Source organism: Luteibacter sp. 9135 (assembly GCF_000745005.1).
GTDB lineage: Bacteria > Pseudomonadota > Gammaproteobacteria > Xanthomonadales > Rhodanobacteraceae > Luteibacter.
In genome coordinates this window covers 1,585,791-1,603,956 of record NZ_JQNB01000001.1, presented here as the reverse complement: position 1 = coordinate 1,603,956, position 18,166 = coordinate 1,585,791, and the positions used below count along the sequence as shown (strand labels likewise).

The 18,166-nt window shown below is 67.8% G+C and carries 20 protein-coding genes; 17 read left to right on the top strand and 3 right to left on the bottom strand.

Annotated features, from left to right (window positions below):
* Positions 1-12: 12 nt before the first annotated feature.
* Positions 13-657, bottom strand: a complete 645-nt coding sequence (locus FA89_RS06830) for a peroxiredoxin (RefSeq protein WP_036139483.1) — start codon at positions 655-657, stop codon at positions 13-15.
* A 125-nt stretch (positions 658-782) separates the two neighbouring features.
* Between FA89_RS06830 and FA89_RS06825 the strand changes: the two genes are divergently transcribed.
* From FA89_RS06825 to FA89_RS19120, 5 genes are all read left to right on the top strand, one after another.
* Entirely contained in the window at positions 783-1,724 is a 942-nt protein-coding gene (locus FA89_RS06825; RefSeq protein ID WP_036139481.1) for an MBL fold metallo-hydrolase, read from the top strand.
* A 20-nt stretch (positions 1,725-1,744) separates the two neighbouring features.
* Positions 1,745-2,167, top strand: a complete 423-nt coding sequence (locus FA89_RS06820; RefSeq protein ID WP_036143820.1) for a YeeE/YedE family protein — start codon at positions 1,745-1,747, stop codon at positions 2,165-2,167.
* Positions 2,164-2,580: a DUF6691 family protein gene (locus FA89_RS06815; RefSeq protein ID WP_036139479.1), complete on the top strand. Its 417-nt coding sequence runs from the start codon at positions 2,164-2,166 to the stop codon at positions 2,578-2,580. Before FA89_RS06820 ends, FA89_RS06815 begins: the two co-directional genes overlap by 4 nt.
* 168 nt (positions 2,581-2,748) lie before the next feature.
* Positions 2,749-4,473 (top strand): S8 family serine peptidase, encoded by a 1,725-nt coding sequence (locus FA89_RS06810; protein ID WP_036139476.1) that lies wholly within the window; start codon positions 2,749-2,751, stop codon positions 4,471-4,473.
* Positions 4,474-4,475: 2 nt separating this feature from the next.
* Entirely contained in the window at positions 4,476-5,105 is a 630-nt protein-coding gene (locus tag FA89_RS19120) for a hypothetical protein (protein WP_051938588.1), read from the top strand.
* Between the two features lie 109 nt (positions 5,106-5,214).
* Here FA89_RS19120 and FA89_RS06800 read toward each other — a convergent pair whose 3' ends face one another.
* Positions 5,215-6,078, bottom strand: coding sequence for a YicC/YloC family endoribonuclease (locus tag FA89_RS06800; RefSeq protein ID WP_036139473.1), 864 nt, complete (start codon positions 6,076-6,078; stop codon positions 5,215-5,217).
* A 75-nt stretch (positions 6,079-6,153) separates the two neighbouring features.
* Here FA89_RS06800 and rph point away from each other — a divergent pair, with 75 nt between their 5' ends.
* From rph to pepQ, 8 genes are all read left to right on the top strand, one after another.
* Positions 6,154-6,885 (top strand): ribonuclease PH, encoded by a 732-nt coding sequence (rph, locus tag FA89_RS06795; RefSeq protein WP_036139471.1) that lies wholly within the window; start codon positions 6,154-6,156, stop codon positions 6,883-6,885.
* Positions 6,882-7,394 carry a GNAT family N-acetyltransferase gene (locus tag FA89_RS06790; protein ID WP_036139468.1) on the top strand — a complete coding sequence of 171 codons (513 nt, stop codon included), beginning with the start codon at positions 6,882-6,884 and terminating at the stop codon, positions 7,392-7,394. Before rph ends, FA89_RS06790 begins: the two co-directional genes overlap by 4 nt.
* Before the next feature lie 3 nt (positions 7,395-7,397).
* Positions 7,398-7,991, top strand: coding sequence for an RdgB/HAM1 family non-canonical purine NTP pyrophosphatase (gene rdgB, locus FA89_RS06785; RefSeq protein WP_036139466.1), 594 nt, complete (start codon positions 7,398-7,400; stop codon positions 7,989-7,991).
* A complete protein-coding gene (hemW, locus tag FA89_RS06780) occupies positions 7,988-9,145 on the top strand; it encodes a radical SAM family heme chaperone HemW (RefSeq protein ID WP_036139463.1) in 1,158 nt (385 codons plus the stop codon). The genes rdgB and hemW overlap by 4 nt, the downstream gene beginning before the upstream one ends.
* Before the next feature lie 132 nt (positions 9,146-9,277).
* The gene (locus FA89_RS06775) at positions 9,278-11,503 is read left to right on the top strand and encodes a DUF1631 family protein (RefSeq protein WP_051938587.1); all 2,226 of its coding nucleotides are present in this window, start codon (positions 9,278-9,280) and stop codon (positions 11,501-11,503) included.
* Positions 11,500-11,847, top strand: a complete 348-nt coding sequence (locus tag FA89_RS06770) for a PilZ domain-containing protein (RefSeq protein ID WP_036139460.1) — start codon at positions 11,500-11,502, stop codon at positions 11,845-11,847. Before FA89_RS06775 ends, FA89_RS06770 begins: the two co-directional genes overlap by 4 nt.
* 58 nt (positions 11,848-11,905) lie before the next feature.
* A complete protein-coding gene (locus tag FA89_RS06765) occupies positions 11,906-12,520 on the top strand; it encodes a hypothetical protein (RefSeq protein ID WP_185754261.1) in 615 nt (204 codons plus the stop codon).
* A 38-nt stretch (positions 12,521-12,558) separates the two neighbouring features.
* A complete protein-coding gene (gene pepQ, locus FA89_RS06760) occupies positions 12,559-13,878 on the top strand; it encodes a Xaa-Pro dipeptidase (RefSeq protein ID WP_036139456.1) in 1,320 nt (439 codons plus the stop codon).
* 3 nt (positions 13,879-13,881) lie between these two features.
* On the opposite strand, the gene FA89_RS06755 is transcribed toward pepQ, so the two are convergent.
* Positions 13,882-14,952, bottom strand: coding sequence for an acyltransferase family protein (locus FA89_RS06755; protein ID WP_081916375.1), 1,071 nt, complete (start codon positions 14,950-14,952; stop codon positions 13,882-13,884).
* 133 nt (positions 14,953-15,085) lie between these two features.
* Between FA89_RS06755 and cydP the strand changes: the two genes are divergently transcribed.
* Genes cydP through cydX form a run of 4 tightly spaced genes read left to right on the top strand, consistent with a single transcriptional unit; the run spans position 15,086 to position 18,166 of the window.
* On the top strand, positions 15,086-15,304 hold the full coding sequence (gene cydP / locus FA89_RS06750; RefSeq protein WP_036139451.1) for a cytochrome oxidase putative small subunit CydP: 219 nt from the start codon (positions 15,086-15,088) through the stop codon (positions 15,302-15,304).
* A complete protein-coding gene (locus tag FA89_RS06745; RefSeq protein ID WP_221174361.1) occupies positions 15,304-16,872 on the top strand; it encodes a cytochrome ubiquinol oxidase subunit I in 1,569 nt (522 codons plus the stop codon). The genes cydP and FA89_RS06745 overlap by 1 nt, the downstream gene beginning before the upstream one ends.
* Before the next feature lie 10 nt (positions 16,873-16,882).
* Positions 16,883-18,013 carry a cytochrome d ubiquinol oxidase subunit II gene (gene cydB, locus FA89_RS06740; protein ID WP_036139446.1) on the top strand — a complete coding sequence of 377 codons (1,131 nt, stop codon included), beginning with the start codon at positions 16,883-16,885 and terminating at the stop codon, positions 18,011-18,013.
* A 15-nt stretch (positions 18,014-18,028) separates the two neighbouring features.
* Entirely contained in the window at positions 18,029-18,166 is a 138-nt protein-coding gene (gene cydX / locus FA89_RS19115; RefSeq protein WP_051938586.1) for a cytochrome bd-I oxidase subunit CydX, read from the top strand.

The window sequence follows — 18,166 nt, the reverse complement described above, 5'->3', positions numbered from 1 at the left end:
TTGCCTCGGGCATCACGGGCAGGGCCTGAAGCGGAAGTACCACGCCTCGCCCTCGCCCGGCGCGATGGCCGCAGCGCTCACCGCATCGGTCGGGACACGCTGGAGCACCGGCGCCCCGGGCTGCCAACCCTCGGGCGTGGCGACCTGGTGATGGCTGGCCATCTGCAGCGACTCGACCAGGCGAAGCAGTTCGGCCACGGACCGCCCCACCTCCATGGGATACCAGCTCATGGCCCGGACGATCCCGTCGGGATCGATTACATAGGTCATGCGCGCCGTCGCGCTGTCGGCGGCGTCCGCGGACAACATGCCGTAACCCAGGGCGACCGCCATCGAGGGATCTTCGATGATCGGGAAGTTGATGGTCACGCCCCAGCGTTCCCGGATGTCGCGAATCCAGGCCAGGTGGGAGTAAAGGCCATCGATCGACAACGCCAGCAGCGCGCAGTCGAGGCGCTCGAAAGCCGGCTCCGCTTCGGCGAAGGCCATGAACTCGCTGGTGCAAACCGGCGTGAAGTCGGCCGGATGCGAGAACAGGACCAGCCAGCGCCCGCGATAGTCCGACAGCGTCACCTCCCCATGGGTGGTGCGGGCACGGAAATCGGGCGCTTGCGTGTGCAGGCGCACAGGGTGAGCGGTCGGCGATGCGGTATCCAAGCGAGGTCTCCCGTGGAAGGTGGCGCAACGGCTCGCAGCCGCCGGCGCGATCCAATGCGAAGTTATAATTGCATACTTTATGTATTGATGTAATTATTTATCCGCATTCTGCGAGATACTGCCTCATGACCCCCGAGATGTACGTCGATCCGAACCTGCAGGGCGCTGCGGCGATAGCCACCGCCGCAGCGGACGATCCAGCGCAGCGCCCGCAGGTCACGTCGTTTTTCGACGAGGCCACGTTCACCGTCAGCCATGTCGTCCAGGACCCGACGAGTCGCGCCTGCGCCATCATCGACAGCGTGCTGGATTTCGATGCGCCGAGCGGCCGCACGGCGACGACGCATGCCGAAGCCCTGGTGCGACACGTGGTCGAGCATGACCTGCAGGTGGCTTGGATTCTCGAAACCCACGCGCACGCCGATCACCTGACTGCCGCGCCGTGGCTCCAGCGACAGACCGGTGGGCACCTGGCGATCGGTGCGCAGATCACGGCCGTCCAGCACACCTTCGGAGAGGTGTTCAATGAAGATGAGCGGTTCGCGCGGGACGGCCGCCAGTTCGATCACCTCTTCGACGACGGCGAAACCTTCACGATCGGCGCGCTGCGCGCCATGACGCTGCATGTGCCCGGACATACGCCGGCATGCATGGCATACGTCATCGGCGACGCCGTCTTCGCGGGCGACACGTTGTTCATGCCCGACTACGGCACGGCACGCTGCGATTTTCCGGGCGGAAACGCCCGAACGCTCTACCGATCGATCCGGCGGCTGATGTCGCTCCCCGATGCCACGCGCGTATTCATGTGCCACGACTACAAGGCACCAGGCCGCGATCATTACGCGTGGGAAAGCAGCATCGGCGCCGAGCGCACCGGCAACGTGCATGCCCACGAGGGCGTGGACGAGGATGCGTTCGTGCGCACGCGAGAAGCCAGGGATGCCACACTGGCGATGCCGCGACTCCTGCTGCCGTCGATCCAGGTCAACATGCGGGCGGGCCATTTTCCCGAGCCGGATGCCAACGGCGTGCGTTATCTTCGCACGCCGTTGGATCTGCTGTGACGGCCGCCTCGCTTGCGCCACTGGCGTGGTACTGGCCGGCGCTGGGTGGCGCAGCCATCGGCATAGCCGCCGGCATCGTGCTGCTCGCCCAAGGGCGGGTCATGGGTATCTCCGGCATGCTTGCCGCCATACCGGGCTGGGCGCCAGGCAACGACCGGGTGGCGGCTGCGCTCTTCCTTACCGCCAGCGTGATCGCCGCCGGCCTGACGCATCCCCTCCTGCACCGGCCCGCCCTGGATCTGGCAAGCGGATGGCCGACGCTGATCGTCGGCGGGCTTCTGGTGGGGTATGGCACACGTCTCGGCGCCGGCTGCACGAGTGGGCATGGCGTGTGTGGACTGTCTCGCCTTTCGCCTCGCTCGCTCTGGGCAACATGCGTTTTCATGCTAACGGCGGCCGCCACGGTCTACATGATGCGCCACGGACTGGAGCGACTGCGATGAGCCGGCTCGTCAGCATCCTCGCAGGCCTGCTGTTCGGCGTTGGCCTGACCTTGTCGGATATGGTCAACCCGCAACGCGTGCTGGCCTTCCTTGACGTGGCCGGTGCATGGGACCCGTCGCTCGCCATCGTGATGGCATCCGCCCTGCTGCCCGCGGCGCTCGCCTGGCAGGTTCGGCGTCGACGCGAACGCCCATGGCTGGCCGATCGATTTCATGTGCCGGTGTCGCGAAAGGTCGATCGTTCCCTGCTCGCCGGCGCCGCGCTTTTCGGCGGGGGTTGGGGCCTGATTGGTTTGTGTCCGGGGCCAGCACTGGCCGATCTTGCCATACAGCCCCGGCCTGCGGCGATGTTCGTGGCTGCGCTGCTCGGCGGCATGGGCTTGCATCGTGTCATTCACTCTAGAGCACGTTGATCGTTACCGATGACTCACCGATCTGGACGCCTGAACGTCCAGACATCTTTCCTTCAAAAGGTAGGGTGTTTTTCCCCGCATTGCGTTAACGATTTATGGGGAAGCCGGAACCGTCGAACCATGCCCGGAACAGGGCACATCGGAGCTTGCAACGTGGCAAAAGAAACGATGTACGTATGGATGGCCGCCGCGGCGCTTATCGCCGCGCCGACCGCCACCCTGGCGGCGACCAAGAGCGACCCGCTCTATCGCTACCAGTGGCACCTCTACAATCATGGCCAGAAAGTCTTCGCCGATAGCCTGCCCGTCGCGGGCTACGACCTGGACATCGGCTCACTGCACGATCAGCAGGTACGCGGCAGCGGGATCAACGTGGCGGTAGTGGACGACGGCCTGGAGATTCGTCATCCCGACCTGCTGGCGAACGTCGCTATCGGCGGATCCAAGAATTTCGTGGACGGGTCCAACGACCCGACGCCGACCGATCCCCACAGCGAGCATGGCACCTCCGTGGCCGGCATCATCGCCGCGGTAGGCTGGAACGGCATCGGCGGGCGCGGCGTCGCGCCCGAGGCGAAGCTGCGCGGCTTCAATTTCCTGTCGCAGGACGCGGACGGAATCGAAACCTCGCAAGACCAGAACATTCGGTATGCATGGGGCAACGGCGTCGAGGCGAAGGATGCCGACGTATTCAACAACAGCTGGGGCACGACCACGTCGCAATACGGCGCCTTCACCCGCGCCGAGGCGAAGTCGTGGGAACGCCTGATGAGTTCGACCCGAGCCGGCAAGGGCGGCATCTACCTCAAGGCCGCTGGCAACAATTTCAGCTCGTTCCTGTCGTTCGGCTTCAACTTCTGCGCGGACGACAGTGTTGCGCTCAACGTCGGTTGCTCGTCGGCCAACGTCGACAACCTCAACAACCTGACGACCACGATCGTCGTGGCGGCGGTCAACGCCAAGGGCGTACGCTCGTCCTATTCGAGTGCCGGCTCCTCGGTGTGGGTATCGGGCCTGGGCGGCGAGTTCGGCTTCCAGAAGAAGTTCTATCCGGATACGTCGAACATCGGCTCGTGGGCGAAACCCACGTTCTATGATCCGGCCATCGTCACCACCGATCTCACCGGTTGCGCCGCCGGCAGCAACGCCGATCGCACCGATGGCGAGCGCGACAACGCGCTGGATACCAGCCAGTCCACCGTCGATGCCTCGTGCAACTACTGGGCCGGCATGAACGGCACCTCGGCGGCGACGCCAACGGTGGCCGGCGTCGCCAGCCTGATCCTGGGCGTGAATCCCCGCCTTACCGGGCGTGACGTCAAATACATCCTCGCCGCTACCGCACGGCAGATCGATCCGCTGCAGGCCAAGGCGGTATACCAGGGTGCTGTGCAGGACCCGGGCTGGATCGTCAATGCGGCCGGCCACCCATACAGCAACTGGTACGGCTTTGGCCTGGTCGACGCCACCGCTGCCACGCGTCTGGCGAAATCTTTCCAGACGCTGCCCGCGCAGATCGATACCGGCTGGCTCGCATCGAAGGACCCTGCGACGCCGATCGAAGGTATCGGCAGCGACGCCAGCAAGCTGACCGTCCACGTGGGCAAGCATGAAAAGGTCGAGAGCGTGCAGGTGAGCTTCGACACGACGCACGTCACGCCGCGCAACCTGCGTGCGATCCTTACCTCGCCCTCCGGCACCAGGAGCTACATCCTGCCCGCGTTCACGACACTGGATGCGACGCCAGGTGGCTTCAGCGTCGACCTCACGTCCAGCAATGCCTTCCTCGACGAGCAGGCCAACGGCACATGGACGCTGCAGGTGCTGGACATGGTCGACCCGAATACGGCGACGAAACTCTCGGCATTCAATCTTCGCGTGGTGGGCCACTAACGATGAACAAATACCTGATCGGCATTCCCTTCCTCCTCGCCCTGGCCACGGCCGCGCAGGCCGCCGACACCTACTCGCAGGCCCTGACTGCGGCAGCCACCGGCGCGACGATCGACGTGGCGTCCACGTCGTTCCGTATCGTGCCGGGCGTCGGCATCGCGCATCCCACGACGTCGGGCTCACCGGCACCGGCCATCAGCCGGTTGGCGAGTACGGCCGGCAGCACACCTGCGGAAAGCCTCGGCACCGTCGGCCCGTTCGTGATCGTGCCGAAGTCCGCCGTGTCCGCGACAACCCACGCTGCCCGGTCCTCGGTGGATGCCAGGACGACGTCGGGCACCAAAGGGCAGGAAGACCTCAGCAGCTTCGGCGTCGCGGTAAACATGCGCACCCGTCAACCCGCCGTGGTCGCACCGCGACTCAAGGTGTTCGGCAGCGACGCGAAGACGATCGCGGCCGTGGCGAAGAAGACCCAGGGAACGGTGGTCTACGCGTCCGACATGGATGGCAGCGGCCTCATCCGCTACGGCTCGATCGACCAGGCCCAGGCGGCACTCCCCGCAGTCAAGGCGACCAAGGGCGTGGACGATGCCTTCGTCGACGTGATCGAGAGCTTCAGGCAGAAGCAATGAAGCGCGAATACGAGGTTTAAAAAAAGCTCAGGGAAGCAATGACGCGCCGGCATGGCCGGCGCGTCATCCAGGTTCGCTGCCGAGGCCGCGCATCCGCGGCCCGGGCACCTCACTCGATATTCTGCACCTGCTCACGCATCTGCTCGATCAGCACCTTAAGCTCCACCGCGGCATTGGTCGTACGCGAATCCACCGACTTCGAGCCCAGCGTGTTCGCCTCGCGGTTGAACTCCTGCATCAGGAAATCGAGGCGGCGACCCACCGGCTCCTTCAGCGCCAGCACGCGGCGGGCTTCGCCGATGTGCGTGGTCAGGCGGTCCAGTTCCTCGTCCACGTCCACGCGGGTGATCTGCAGCACCAGCTCCTGCTCGAGGCGGCCCGGCTCTACCGGCTGACGAATGTCGGCCAGGCGGCCTTCCAGGCGGGCGCGCAGCGCGGCCTGGATCTCGGGTAGCCACACGCGCACGTCGGCCACGATCCGCTCGATGCCGTCCAGGCGCTCCTTCAGCATCTCGCCCAGCTTTTCTCCCTCGCGGGCACGGGTGTCGTTGAGCGCCACCAGGGCATGTTCGAGGACATCCAGCAGGGCGACCTGCAATGCGTCGGCATCGGCGTCGGGCTGTTGCAGCACGCCGGGGAAGCGAAGCAGCTCGGTGAACTCGATGGTCATGCGCGGGAAGCGCTGTTCGAAGTCCAGGGCCAGCTCGGACAGGCGCGCCAGCATGGCCCCGTTGACCCGGGGGCCTTCGGCGGCGCCGGGCTCGGCGCGCAGGCGCACGGTGATATCCACCTTGCCGCGGGACAGCCGGGCACCGATCCGCTCGCGCAGGGCGCTTTCGAAGCTGCGCATGTCCTCGGGCAGCCGCGGGCTGATCTCCAGGTAGCGGTGGTTCACGGTACGCAGCTCGCAGGTGAGCGTGCCGGACGGGCCCGCGCGCTCGGCGGAGGCGTAGGCGGTCATGCTGCGGATCATGGGGGGCTCGCTTGCGCGTGGAGGAAAGGCGCAATGGTAAACTGACCCACCGCCCGCGCCCAAATCAGGCTTTCCATGACCCTTTCCCGTCCCAGCGGCCGCGCCGCCGACCAGCTGCGCGCCGTCACCATCGAGCGCCACTACACCCGCCACGCCGAGGGCTCTGTCCTGGTGTCCTTCGGTGACACCAAGGTGCTCTGCACCGCCTCGGTCGAGGAACGCGTGCCACCGTGGCTGCGCGGCAAGGGCGAGGGCTGGGTCACCGCCGAATACGGCATGCTGCCCCGTGCCACCACCGACCGTAACCAGCGCGAAGCCGCACGCGGCGGCCAGGGTGGCCGCACCATGGAGATCCAGCGGCTGATCGGCCGCTCGCTGCGCGCCTGCGTCGATCGCGCCGCCCTCGGCGAGCGCGTCATCACGCTGGACTGCGACGTGATCCAGGCCGACGGCGGCACCCGCACCGCGGCCATCACCGGTGCCTATGTGGCCCTGGTCGATGCCGTATCCACCCTTACCCGGCGCAACGCGATCAAGCGCAACCCGATCCTCGGCGCCATCGCCGCGGTCTCCGTGGGCGTCTACAACGGCGTGCCCGTGCTCGACCTCGATTATGCCGAGGACTCCAACTGCGACACCGACATGAACGTGGTGATGAACGACGGCGGTGGCTTTATCGAGGTGCAGGGCACGGCCGAGGGCCATGCCTTCCGCCGCGACGAGATGAACCTCATGCTCGACCTGGCCGCCAAGGGCATCCAGGACCTGGTGATCGCGCAGCGCGCGGCGCTGGAGTCCACGCCATGACCGAGGTGCGCGCGGCCACCGACGCGGACCTGGATGCCATCGTCGCCATCCACACCGCGGCGTTCGGGCGCGACACGGAGGCGACCCTGGTGCGTCGGCTGGTCGGCGCCGGCCGGGCCACGGTGTCGCTGGTCGCGGTCGATGAGGACGACACGGTGCTGGGCCATGTGCTGCTGTCGCCGGTGACCATCGAGGAAGGGGACGACGGCAAGGCCCTCGGACTTGCGCCGGTGGCCGTGCATCCGGACCACCAGCGCCAGGGCATCGGCCACGCGTTGATCGAGGAAGGCATCGGCGCCTGCTTCGTCCAGGATGCGCGTGCCGTGTTCGTGCTGGGTTCGCCGGCGTATTACACGACATTCGGTTTCGGCAAGGCGTCGGCGCACGGCCTGCACGATACCTACGAGGGCGGCAACGCCTTCCAGGTGCTGCCGCTGACCGTCGACGGCCTGGCGGGCTATCGCGGACGCGTCGACTACGCGCCGGAATTCGCTGAAGGGGGGCTCTGAGCCATGCGCCTCGTGCTTGCCTCCAGCAACGCCGGCAAGGTTGTCGAACTGGAACAACTGCTCGCCGGCAGCGGCGTGGAGCTGGTGCCGCAGACCCGCCTGGGCGTCACCGACGCCGACGAGACCGGCCTGACCTTCGTCGAGAACGCCCTGCTCAAGGCACGGCATGCCGCACGCCTGACCGGCCTGCCCGCGCTGGCCGACGATTCCGGCCTCTGCGTGGATGCCCTGAACGGCGCGCCCGGCCTCTATGCCGCGCGCTATGCAGGCACCCACGGCGACAGCGCGGCCAACAACGCGAAGCTGCTGCGCGAACTGGCCGGCATGCCGGCCGCCCGGCGCACGGCGTATTTCATCGCCGTGCTGGTGGTGCTCCGGCACGCGGACGATCCGGCCCCGCTGATCGCGGAGGGCCGCTGGCACGGGCGCATCCTCGAGGCACCACGTGGCGAGGGCGGCTTTGGCTACGACCCGCTGTTCCTTCCCGACGGCCATGACGTGAGCGCGGCGGAGCTGGACTTCGCGCTGAAGAACCGCCTCAGCCACCGTGGCCAGGCACTGGACGTGCTCAAGGCGCGTTTCGCCGAGCTGGCATGACACTGACTCCCCCGCCGCTGTCGCTGTACGTCCACATGCCGTGGTGCGTGCGCAAGTGCCCATACTGCGATTTCAACTCGCATGGCGTGCGCGGAACGCCGGCCTATGGGGAGTACGTGGACGCACTACTGGCCGACCTCGATGCCGACCTGCGCGACATGGGCGAGGCCCTGCACGGACGCACCGTCGGCACGGTGTTCTTTGGCGGCGGCACGCCAAGCCTGTTCTCGCCCGAACTGGTCGGCCGCTTCCTCGACGGAGCGAAGTCGCGCCTGCCCTTCGCCGCCGAGGCGGAGGTGACGCTGGAGACCAACCCCGGCACGGTGGAGCATGGCCGTTTCGACGGTTACCTCGCCGCCGGCATCAACCGCATCTCCTTCGGTGTGCAGAGCTTCGATAACGCCAAGCTGCACCGGCTGGGCCGCATCCACTCCGCGGGCGAAGCGGTGAAGGCCGTGCGCAGCGCCCAGGACGCCGGGCTGGACAACATCAACATCGACCTGATGTACGCCCTGCCGGACCAGGACCTGGCTGGTGCACTGGACGATGTCGACCAGGCGGTGACGCTGGCACCGACGCATATCTCACATTACCAGCTCACCCTCGAACCGAACACGGCCTTTGCCGCCAACCCACCCCCACTGCCCGACGACGACGCGGCGTGGACGATCCAGGAGGCCTGCGAGGTGCGCCTGGCGGACGCGGGGTTCGGGCAATACGAGGTGTCAGCGTATGCCCGGCCGGGACGTCGCTGCGCGCACAACCTCAACTACTGGCGGTTCGGCGACTACCTGGGCATCGGTGCCGGTGCGCACGGCAAGATCAGCGACGTCGGTGGCGTGCGTCGGCGCTGGAAGACCCGCCTGCCCGCAGCGTACCTCGCTGCCGCTGGCCAGCCGGCGCGCGTCGGTGGCGACAGCTACGTCGATGCGGACGACCTTCCCTTCGAGTACATGCTCAACGCCTTGCGCCTGATCGACGGCGTACCGATGGCGGACTTTACCGAGCGCACGGGGCTCGCCCCCGACGCCATCGCGGGCGGATTGATGCGTGCCCGCGGGCGCGGCTGGCTGGTGGACGATCCGACCGTCCTGCGGACGACCGCACTCGGCCAGCGCTTCCTCAACGACGTGATCGAAGCCTTCATGAGCTGAACGGCCGTCGCGCCCGGCCACGCCAAATCTGCCTAGTTCTTACGCCCTACGCCGAATGCACGCAGCGGTTCCGCTGGCGCCACCTCCTTCGCCAACCTAAACTTGCGCTGAAGGTCGAGGAGGACCTTACCCATGAACGCAGGCACTCCCCCGTCACACGGCAGGACGGGACCGTATCCCGTCGCCCTTTCGCCACGCGCCGAATGCGAAGCGCAGCAGGGGCTTTCGCTGTGCCTGACGTGGCTGGACGTGCCGCTGCGGGAGTCGCTGCGCGAATTCGACCGGCGTCTTTTCGCCGTGGCAGAGAGCAGCCGCAATCACCTTGAGCAGCAGGCCTGCTTCGAAAGCCGCGGCATCGTGGAGCGCGAGGGCGCCGCCTTTCGCAACCGGTTCGCCGCGCACCTGACCGAGGGGTTCCGCGGCTTGGGCCAGGTGACCGACGCCGCACCGACGCGGGGCGAATCGCTGGCCACGGGACTGAGTCTGGTCGATCCGGAAGACCAGGAGATCGACGGTGCGCTGGCCAGCATGGCCTCGCGCGGTGAAGCGCGCAGCGCCAGCAGCCTGTTCGAACTGGGCTACCGGTTGGCCGTCCTGGCCGGCACGCCGCCGCTGGAGGGTGAGGCCCTGCCCGCCGGCCCGCGCGCGCTGGCAGCGGCACTGAAAGCGGCGGTCCGGCCCCTGCCGTTGACCACCGCGCATCGCCTGATCCTGTTCCAGTCGGTGGATGCGCGCGTGCTGGCGCAGAGCGAATCCTTCTACGGCGCCCTCAACGAGCATTACCGCACGCGCGGCATCCTGCCGGGGTTTCGCGTGTATCCCCACGTGCGCGTGTCCGCGCCGCCGGCCGTCGAGCGCCGTTCCCGACCGCGTGAGGCCCCGGCGTCGCTGCCCGGTGCAGGCGTCGGCGGTGAGGCCATGCCCGGGGCATCCGCGGAAGGACACATCGGTGTACTGGACGGCCTGCGCAACCTGCTGACCACCCGCCTGCAGACCGGCCACGTGGCCGGCTTCGCCGCCGGCCGTATCGCCTCGGACGACGAACTGCAGACGGCGCTGATGGCCCTGCAGGGCCACGTCAGCGATGTCACCGGTGCCGCGCAGCGCGAGATCCGCAGCGCACAGGCCCTGCGCGACGAACTGCTGGCCCAGATGGATCGCACCCGGCCGTCGGGTTCGCCGCCAGCCGAACTGTCGTCCGAGCAGGGCGACACGGTGGAACTGACCGCCCTGCTGTTCGAGAACCTGGGCCAGCAGGTGGCTGCGGCCAGCCCGGCCCGCGCCGTGCTGGGTGGCCTGCAGTGGCCCATGCTGCGCGCGGCAGTGAACGACCGCGGCTTCTTCGACCAGCCCGAGCACCCCGCGCGCCGCCTGCTGGATACCGTGGGCGAGGCCGCTCAGCAGTGGCTCGACCCCGCCGACGGCGAACCGGATGCCGCGCTGATCGACCGACTGGAACGGCTGGTCATGCAGGCCAGCCACGCCCAGGTGATCGACCCCGCGTGGCGGGCCGATATCGAGCAGCAGATCGCCCTGCTGGCGCGCAAGGCGCATGTCGCCGAGCGCCGCCAGATCGAGGCGATGGAAGGGCGGGACCGGCTGGAACGGGCACGCCAGCGCGCCACCGACATCATGGACGAGCGCATGGTGAAGGACGCCACGCCACGCGGGGTGCTGCGCATCCTGCTGGAGCGCACCTGGGCCGACGTGATCGCCCTGCATATCCTGCGGGGCGGTGAAAACGGCGAGGCGTTCCTGCACTGCCTGGGGGTCACGGACCAGTTGCTGGGCCGCCGCCCCATCGCGGACGTGCAGAAGCTGCGTGCCGACGTGGAGCGTGGCCTGGAACACCTGGGCATGCATTCGGCCGAAGCCTCGCAGGTGGCCGGCGGGCTGTTCGAACCCGCGGGGCACGACACGGCCGATACCGACCTCGCCCCCACCGATGTCGCCCTGCGCCTCAAGCAGCGCCCGCGCCTGGGCGAAGGCACCGCGCACGGCGATGTCCTCGCGCCGGTGGCGCCGACCGCCCTGGACGAGGCCGCGCAGCAGGTCTACGACGGCTTCGCCACCTTGCGCTTCGGCACCTGGTTCGCGTTCACCCAGCCCGACGGCAGCGAGTCCCGGCGCAAGCTGGCCTGGTTCTCGCCGGCCACCGGACGCTGCCTTTTCGTCACGCCGCGCGGCGGCCGCACCGAAGACATCGACCTCACCCGGCTGGCCCGTCTGATCGCCACGAACCAGGCGCGGGAATGGAAAGAGCAACGTGTGTCCCTCATCGATCGCGCCTGGCACGCCATCGCCCGCAACCTGCGCCGCGACAGCGGCGACACCCGACGCATGGCGGGCAACGCATGAACCGCGATTTCGAACAACGCCGAGCGCCGCGCAAGCATGCCAACTCGCCCATGCCGATCGTGGATGGGATGACCGACCGCGTCCTCGGCCAACTGGTCAACCTGTCGGCTACGGGGCTGATGCTGTTGGGGTCCCATGCGCCGCGCAGCGGGGCGGTGCACCAGGTGACCTTCATGCTGCCGGGCATCCGGCAGGCGGAATACCGCGCGGAGATCGGCATCCAGGAGCAATGGCACGAACCGGCCGCGGTGGCGGGCCAATTCTGGTCCGGTTACCGCATCGTGGCCGCCAGTGACGACGACGTGCGCGCCATCGATGAATGGATCGGCCCTCCGGCGGACTGAACGGAAGCCTTTGTCGATGCTTTACGACGCACCGCGTGGGGGGTCACCATCGCTGCTCATGAGCGATGCCACCACCATCCTGGTCGATACCGAACTCGAACGCGACGACGCCGCGGCGGCCGCCATGGCGCTGTATCGCCGCCTGGTCGGCGACGGCAGCATCGGCGCGCTGCCCACCCAAGGGGCCGACCCGTATTTCCCCGTGCTCGAGGGCAGTTTCCTCTCCGGCAGCGGGGTGCGCGCCATCGGCCTGCATGCCAGCGCGCACCGCTGGCGCGACGACGACACCGGCGGCGCCATGCTGGTGGATGGCGGCCGCGAGAACGGCATCTTCTGCCCCTACGACGGCAGCTTCCGCATCCGCTGCCCGGAATGCGACCAGCCGCTGGCCCCCGGCGACGAGGGCAGCGAAGCCCTCGAGGAAGCCCTGGCCATCTGGTGCGAATCGCCCGATTCGGCTTACGTGGCCTGCCCCGCCTGCGCGAACTGGACCCCACTGACCCAGTGGCGGTCGCCCACCCACGATTTCGCGGTGGGGCACTTCGCCATCACGCTCTACGGTGCCCACCTGCACGCGCTGGCTGGCGGCGGCGACGACCATGCCGCCACGCTGCTTCGCCACCGCCTGGGTGACCTGGCCAGCGACTACGCCGTGGTTTTCGCGCGCGCATGACGGCACCGATTCCCCCATTCCCTTCCCCGGAGATCACGATGAACGACGCGCTGGCCGCCCTGTATCCCCAGCACCTCGCCACCTTGCGCGAGCGCACCGACACCGCGCTGGCACGCGGCGGCTTCGAGCACCTGGTGGTGCCGGCCGGCCGGCCGATCACGAAGTTCCTCGACGACCTGGACTACCCGTTCGTGGTCAATCCGCACTTCAAGCACTGGTTGCCGTTGCTGGACGCGCCGGGCAGCTGGCTGGTGTACACCCCGGGCGAGAAACCCAGGCTGGTGTTCCTGCAGCCGCGCGACTACTGGCATGTAGTGCCCGAGGCGCCGCAGGGCTACTGGGTGGACCATTTCGACATCGTGGTGGTGCGCAAGCCCGCCGATGCGATCGCGGAACTTCCCTCGCCGGCCCGCAGCGCCATCATCGGCGACCGCGACTGCGGGTTCGACCAGGTGTGCGCCAACAATCCGCCGGCGGTCATCGACCACCTGCATTACCACCGCGCATACAAGACGCCCTACGAGCTGGAACTGATGCGCGAGGCGAGCCGCCGCGGCACCCGCGGGCATCGTGCCGCGGAGCATGCCTTCCGTGAGGGCGCCAGCGAGCTCGGCATCCACCAGGCCTACCTGGCGGCGGTGGACCAGCTCGACGCCGAGCTGCCTTATGCCAGCATCGTCGGCCTCAACGAGCACGGCGCCGTGCTGCACTACACGAACTTCGATCGCCACGCGCCGGCCGAGAGCCGCTCGTTCCTGATCGACGCCGGTGCCGGCGCCTCGGGTTACGCCAGCGACATCACGCGCACCTACGCCGGCCGCGATGCCGGTGAATTCCAGGCGCTGATCGATGCCGTGGACGCCGCGCAGCAATCGTTCGTCGCCCGCGTGCGTCCCGGCCAGAGCTACCCCGACCTGCACGTGCACGCGCACCATGCGCTGGCCGGTGTGCTGCGCGATCATGGTTTCATCCGCATGAGCCCCGAGAGCGCCGTCGAGTCCGGCGTGTCGTCCGCGTTCTTTCCGCACGGGCTGGGCCATGGCATCGGCCTGCAGGTGCACGACGTGGGCGGCTTCCAGGCAGCGGAAACCGGCGGCACCATCGCCAAGCCGGAAGGCCACCCCTACCTGCGCCTGACACGCCAACTGGAAGCGGGCATGGTGGTAACCATCGAGCCGGGCATCTACTTCATCGACATGCTGCTGGCCGAGCTGAAGGACAAGCCGTTCGCCGGCGACATCGACTGGGCCCGGGTGGACGCGTTCCGCCAGTACGGCGGCATCCGCATCGAGGACGACGTGGTCTGCCGCGAAGGCGAGCCGGAAAACATGACCCGGGACGCCTTCGCCCTGCTTTAGGCGTCACACCTTCAGGTAGATGCCGCGGCGGTCCATGCCGCGGACGATCAGCCACCACAGTGCGACGAACACGACACCCCATGCCGCCGACGGCACGTAGGGGCCGAACAGCGGCGTCATCCACCCCGTGAAGGCCACGCGGTACAGCGGTGCGGTGACGCCCAGTGCGATCAGCAGGTACACCATGAGGCCGGATCCGGTATAGGCGGCGATGGCGTTCAGGCCGAACGCCCTGCCGGGCACCCGCCAACCGCGCACGTCGACGAGGACGTGCATGAGCGCGAGGATCGCGAACGACCAGCCCGCGCCCCACAGCACGTAGCTCGGCGTCCACAGGTTCTTGTTCCACGGCCACACCCCTTGCAGGGCCCAGCCGGCCAGCGCGCACACCACGGCCGCGCCAAGCAGGTGACGCCACGCGCCCTGGCGCAGCCAGGTACCCGCGCGTACGCCGATCAGGGTGGTGACCAGCGCCGGCAAGGTGGCCAACAGGCCTTCCGGATCGTGCCCGCGGCCGGTAACGGCATCCACGACGTAGACGAACGGCCCGAACACGGCGCTGTCGAGACGGCTCACCCAGTTCGTCCACGGCGCCATGCCGCCGGCAAGCAACACGGCCCCATAAAGCACCAGCAACGCCACGCCGACAAGGTCGCGCGCGGAGCCGCGCACGTGAATGGCCAGCAGCGCGGCCAGGGCGAAACACAGGCCGATACGCTGCAGCACGCCCGGCAGGCGCAGGTGTGCTTCCGGGATGGCGAGCCAGGCGACGACGTTGAGCAACAGGCCCAGGCCGACGATGCGCAGCGCGCGGCGTATCGCCGCACGCCGGATCGGCGGCTTGGCCGCGCCAGCCTCGATCCGCGGCACGATCGCCAGCGCGATCGACACGCCAACAATGAAGAGGAACAGGGGGAAGACGAGGTCGGTCGGCGTGAATCCGTTCCACGCGGCGTGCTCCAGCGGCCACCAGACGTGGCCCCAGTCGCCGGGATCGTTGACCAGCAGCATGGCGGCCACCGTGAGCCCGCGGACGACGTCCACCGAGCCATAGCGCATGGGGGTCTGTGACATACCGGATCGGGGTTCCCGCGGGGCGTGAAGGAAGCATACGCGATCAGTCCGTTGCGACAATCGGCCATCCATCGCGGCGGCCGATGCGGGCATACGATGCCGTCAGTTATCCAAGAATCCAGGAGTCGCAACCGTGGTTGTCGACCGCCCACCCCTCCGTCGTCGCTGGCGCGACCGGCCGCTGAAGCGCCTCGTGCTCGAGCTCGCGGTCATCATCGTCGCCAAGCTGGCCCTGCTGATGCTCATCTGGTACGTGGCCATCCGGCCGCTGCCCCGTGCGGACGTGTCGCCCGCCGGCGTCGGCCGTGCCTTCTCACCCGTCTCCGCCTCCACCCAGGAACCCCACCCATGATCGTCGACCCCGATGTCGTCGGCCTGTCGCGCTTCCAGTTCGCGCTGACAGCGCTTTATCACTTCCTCTTCGTGCCCCTCACGCTCGGGCTCGCCTTCATGCTCGCGATCATGGAGAGCGTGTACGTAATGACGCGCCGCGAGGTATGGAAACGCATGACCCAGTTCTGGGGTGTGCTGTTCGGTATCAATTTCGCCATGGGCGTGGCCACCGGCGTCACCATGGAGTTCCAGTTCGGCACCAACTGGGCCTACTACTCGCATTACGTCGGCGACATCTTCGGCGCGCCGCTGGCGATCGAAGGCATGATGGCGTTCTTCCTGGAGGGCACGCTGGTCGGGCTGTTCTTCTTCGGGTGGGATCGCATCTCGCCGGTCAAGCACATGCTGGTGACCTGGTTCCTGGCCCTGGCGACCAGCCTCTCCGCGCTGTGGATCCTGATCGCCAACGCCTGGATGCAGAACCCTGTGGGCGCCGCCTTCAACGCGCAGACCATGCGCATGGAGGTGACCTCGTTCTCCGAGGTGATCTTCAACCCGGTGGCCCAGGCCAAGTTCGTGCACACGGTAAGCGCGGGCTACACCATGGGCGCGATGTTCGTCCTGTCGATCAGCGCGTGGTACCTGCTGCGCGGACGCAACATCGAGTTCGCCAAACGCTCGATCACGGTGGCGGCCAGCTTCGGCCTCGCCGCATCGCTGTCGGTGGTGGTGCTGGGCGATGAATCCGGCTACACGATCTCCGAAAACCAGAAAATGAAGATGGCCGCCATCGAAGCCATGTGGGAAACCGAACCGGCGCCCGCGTCGTTCACGCTGTTCGGCCTGCCCGACGTGAAGAACCACACCACCCATGCCGCCGTCACGGTGCCCTGGGTGATGGGCCTGATCGGCACCCGCTCCATCGACGAGCCCATCCCCGGCATCCGCAACCTCGTGGAGGATGCCAAGGTCCGCATCGGTGAGGGCATCAAGGCGTACGACGCCATGCTGGTGCTGCGCGAGAACAAGGACGATGCGCAGGCGCGGGCGATCCTGGCGGCGCACGACAAGGACATGGGCTACGCCCTGCTGTTGAAACGCTTCATGGACGATCCGCGCAAGGCCACTCCGGCTGACATCCAGCGCGCCGCCGACAGCACCATTCCGAACGTGCCGGTACTGTTCTGGTCGTTTCGCATCATGGTGGCCTGCGGCCTCTACTTCATCGGGCTGTTCGCCTACGCGTTCTGGCGCGCCAGCAAGCGGCGCCTGGATGGACGCCGGTTCCTGACCGCTGCGCTGTGGAGTCTGCCGCTGCCCTGGGTGGCCGCGGAGCTTGGTTGGGTGGTCGCGGAATACGGCCGGCAGCCCTGGGCGATCGAGGGCGTGCTGCCGACCGCGCTGGGTGCCTCGTCGCTCACCGCGGGCCAGGTGTGGATCTCGATCGGCGGCTTCGCCCTGTTCTACACCGCACTGGCCATCGTCGACGGTTACCTGATGCTGAAGTTCGCACGCAAAGGCCCGGACGGCCTGGGCATGTGGCCGCATCGCGCCGACGCCCTCCCCGCCACCGCGCAAACGGCCTGAGGTCCACACCATGTTCGATTACGACACCCTTCGCGTCATCTGGTGGGCCCTGATCGGCGTGCTGCTGATCGGCTTCGCCATCATGGACGGCTTCGACTTCGGCGTGGCCGCCCTACTCCGCGTACTCGGCCGCGACCCGCACGAACGCAGCGTGCTGCTGGAAACCATCGAGCCCACGTGGGAAGGCAACCAGGTGTGGTTCATCCTCGGCGGCGGCGCGGTGTTCGCCGCGTGGCCGCTGCTGTACGCAGCCTCGTTCTCCGGGCTGTACGTCGCGATGTTCGTGCTGCTGGTGGCCTTCATCATCCGGCCCGTGGGCTTCAACTTCCGCGAGAAGGTGGACGACGCGCGCTGGCAGCTGGTCTGGGACAGCTGCCTGATCGCCTCCGGCGTCATCGTGATGCTGGTCTGCGGCGTCGCCTTCGGCAACCTGTTCCTCGGCCTGCCCTTCCACTACGACGGCGACCTGCGGATGACGTGGGACGGCAGCTTCTTCCAGTTGTTCCGCCCGTTCGCCCTGCTGTCCGGCCTGGTCAGCCTGAGCATGCTGCTGGCCCATGGCGCGTGCTGGGCGGCGATGAAGGCCGACCATGTAATCGCGGCGCGCGCCGCGAAAGTGGCCCGCATCGCATCGCTCGCGTACGTGGTGCTGTTCGCCCTGGCGGGTGTCTGGCTGGCCTATGGCATTCCAGGTTTCGCCATATCGGGGCCCATCCCCGCCAACGGGGTGTCAAACCCGCTGGGCAAGCATGTCGTCATCGGGGGCACGTGGTTTGCCGGTTACGCGACGCACCCCGCGTTCTGGGCGGCACCCGCACTGGCGCTCATCGGCGCGCTGGGCGTACAGGCCTTCGTCGGCCGGCGCGGCTTCGCCGGGTTCTTTTCCAGCTCGCTCGCGGTCGCCGGCACCATCCTGTCGGCCGGTTTCGCGCTGTTCCCGTTCCTCATGCCCTCGGCCACCTTCCCGGTGTCCAGCCTCACCGTGTGGGACGCCTCGTCCAGCCGCGGCACGCTGTGGCTGATGCTCGGCGTCACGATGGTGTTCATCCCGCTGATCCTGCTCTACACGGGCTGGGTCTACCGCGTGATGCGCGGCCGCGTCACCCTCGAACACGTGCGCAAGTCGCACAACATGTACTGAAGGAGCAACGACACCATGTGGTATTTCGCTTGGATACTCGGCCTCGGACTGGCCTGCAGCTTCGCCGTGCTCAACGCGATGTGGTACGAGGTGCACTCGGACGACGATGCGAGCCGGAAGCGCGAGCCGATACCGAAGCACGAGGGGCATTGA

Bases quoted from the DNA above. Each gene is read 5' to 3' on its own strand.
- FA89_RS06825 (WP_036139481.1), top strand. From the start codon at position 783: ATGACCCCCGAGATGTACGTCGATCCGAACCTGCAGGGCGCTGCGGCG.
- FA89_RS06815 (WP_036139479.1), top strand. From the start codon at position 2,164: ATGAGCCGGCTCGTCAGCATCCTCGCAGGCCTGCTGTTCGGCGTTGGC.
- FA89_RS06810 (WP_036139476.1), top strand. From the start codon at position 2,749: ATGTACGTATGGATGGCCGCCGCGGCGCTTATCGCCGCGCCGACCGCC.
- FA89_RS19120 (WP_051938588.1), top strand. From the start codon at position 4,476: ATGAACAAATACCTGATCGGCATTCCCTTCCTCCTCGCCCTGGCCACG.
- FA89_RS06800 (WP_036139473.1), bottom strand. From the start codon at position 6,078: ATGATCCGCAGCATGACCGCCTACGCCTCCGCCGAGCGCGCGGGCCCG.
- rph (WP_036139471.1), top strand. From the start codon at position 6,154: ATGACCCTTTCCCGTCCCAGCGGCCGCGCCGCCGACCAGCTGCGCGCC.
- FA89_RS06790 (WP_036139468.1), top strand. From the start codon at position 6,882: ATGACCGAGGTGCGCGCGGCCACCGACGCGGACCTGGATGCCATCGTC.
- rdgB (WP_036139466.1), top strand. From the start codon at position 7,398: ATGCGCCTCGTGCTTGCCTCCAGCAACGCCGGCAAGGTTGTCGAACTG.
- hemW (WP_036139463.1), top strand. From the start codon at position 7,988: ATGACACTGACTCCCCCGCCGCTGTCGCTGTACGTCCACATGCCGTGG.
- FA89_RS06775 (WP_051938587.1), top strand. From the start codon at position 9,278: ATGAACGCAGGCACTCCCCCGTCACACGGCAGGACGGGACCGTATCCC.
- FA89_RS06770 (WP_036139460.1), top strand. From the start codon at position 11,500: ATGAACCGCGATTTCGAACAACGCCGAGCGCCGCGCAAGCATGCCAAC.
- FA89_RS06765 (WP_185754261.1), top strand. From the start codon at position 11,906: ATGAGCGATGCCACCACCATCCTGGTCGATACCGAACTCGAACGCGAC.
- pepQ (WP_036139456.1), top strand. From the start codon at position 12,559: ATGAACGACGCGCTGGCCGCCCTGTATCCCCAGCACCTCGCCACCTTG.
- FA89_RS06755 (WP_081916375.1), bottom strand. From the start codon at position 14,952: ATGTCACAGACCCCCATGCGCTATGGCTCGGTGGACGTCGTCCGCGGG.
- cydB (WP_036139446.1), top strand. From the start codon at position 16,883: ATGTTCGATTACGACACCCTTCGCGTCATCTGGTGGGCCCTGATCGGC.
- cydX (WP_051938586.1), top strand. From the start codon at position 18,029: ATGTGGTATTTCGCTTGGATACTCGGCCTCGGACTGGCCTGCAGCTTC.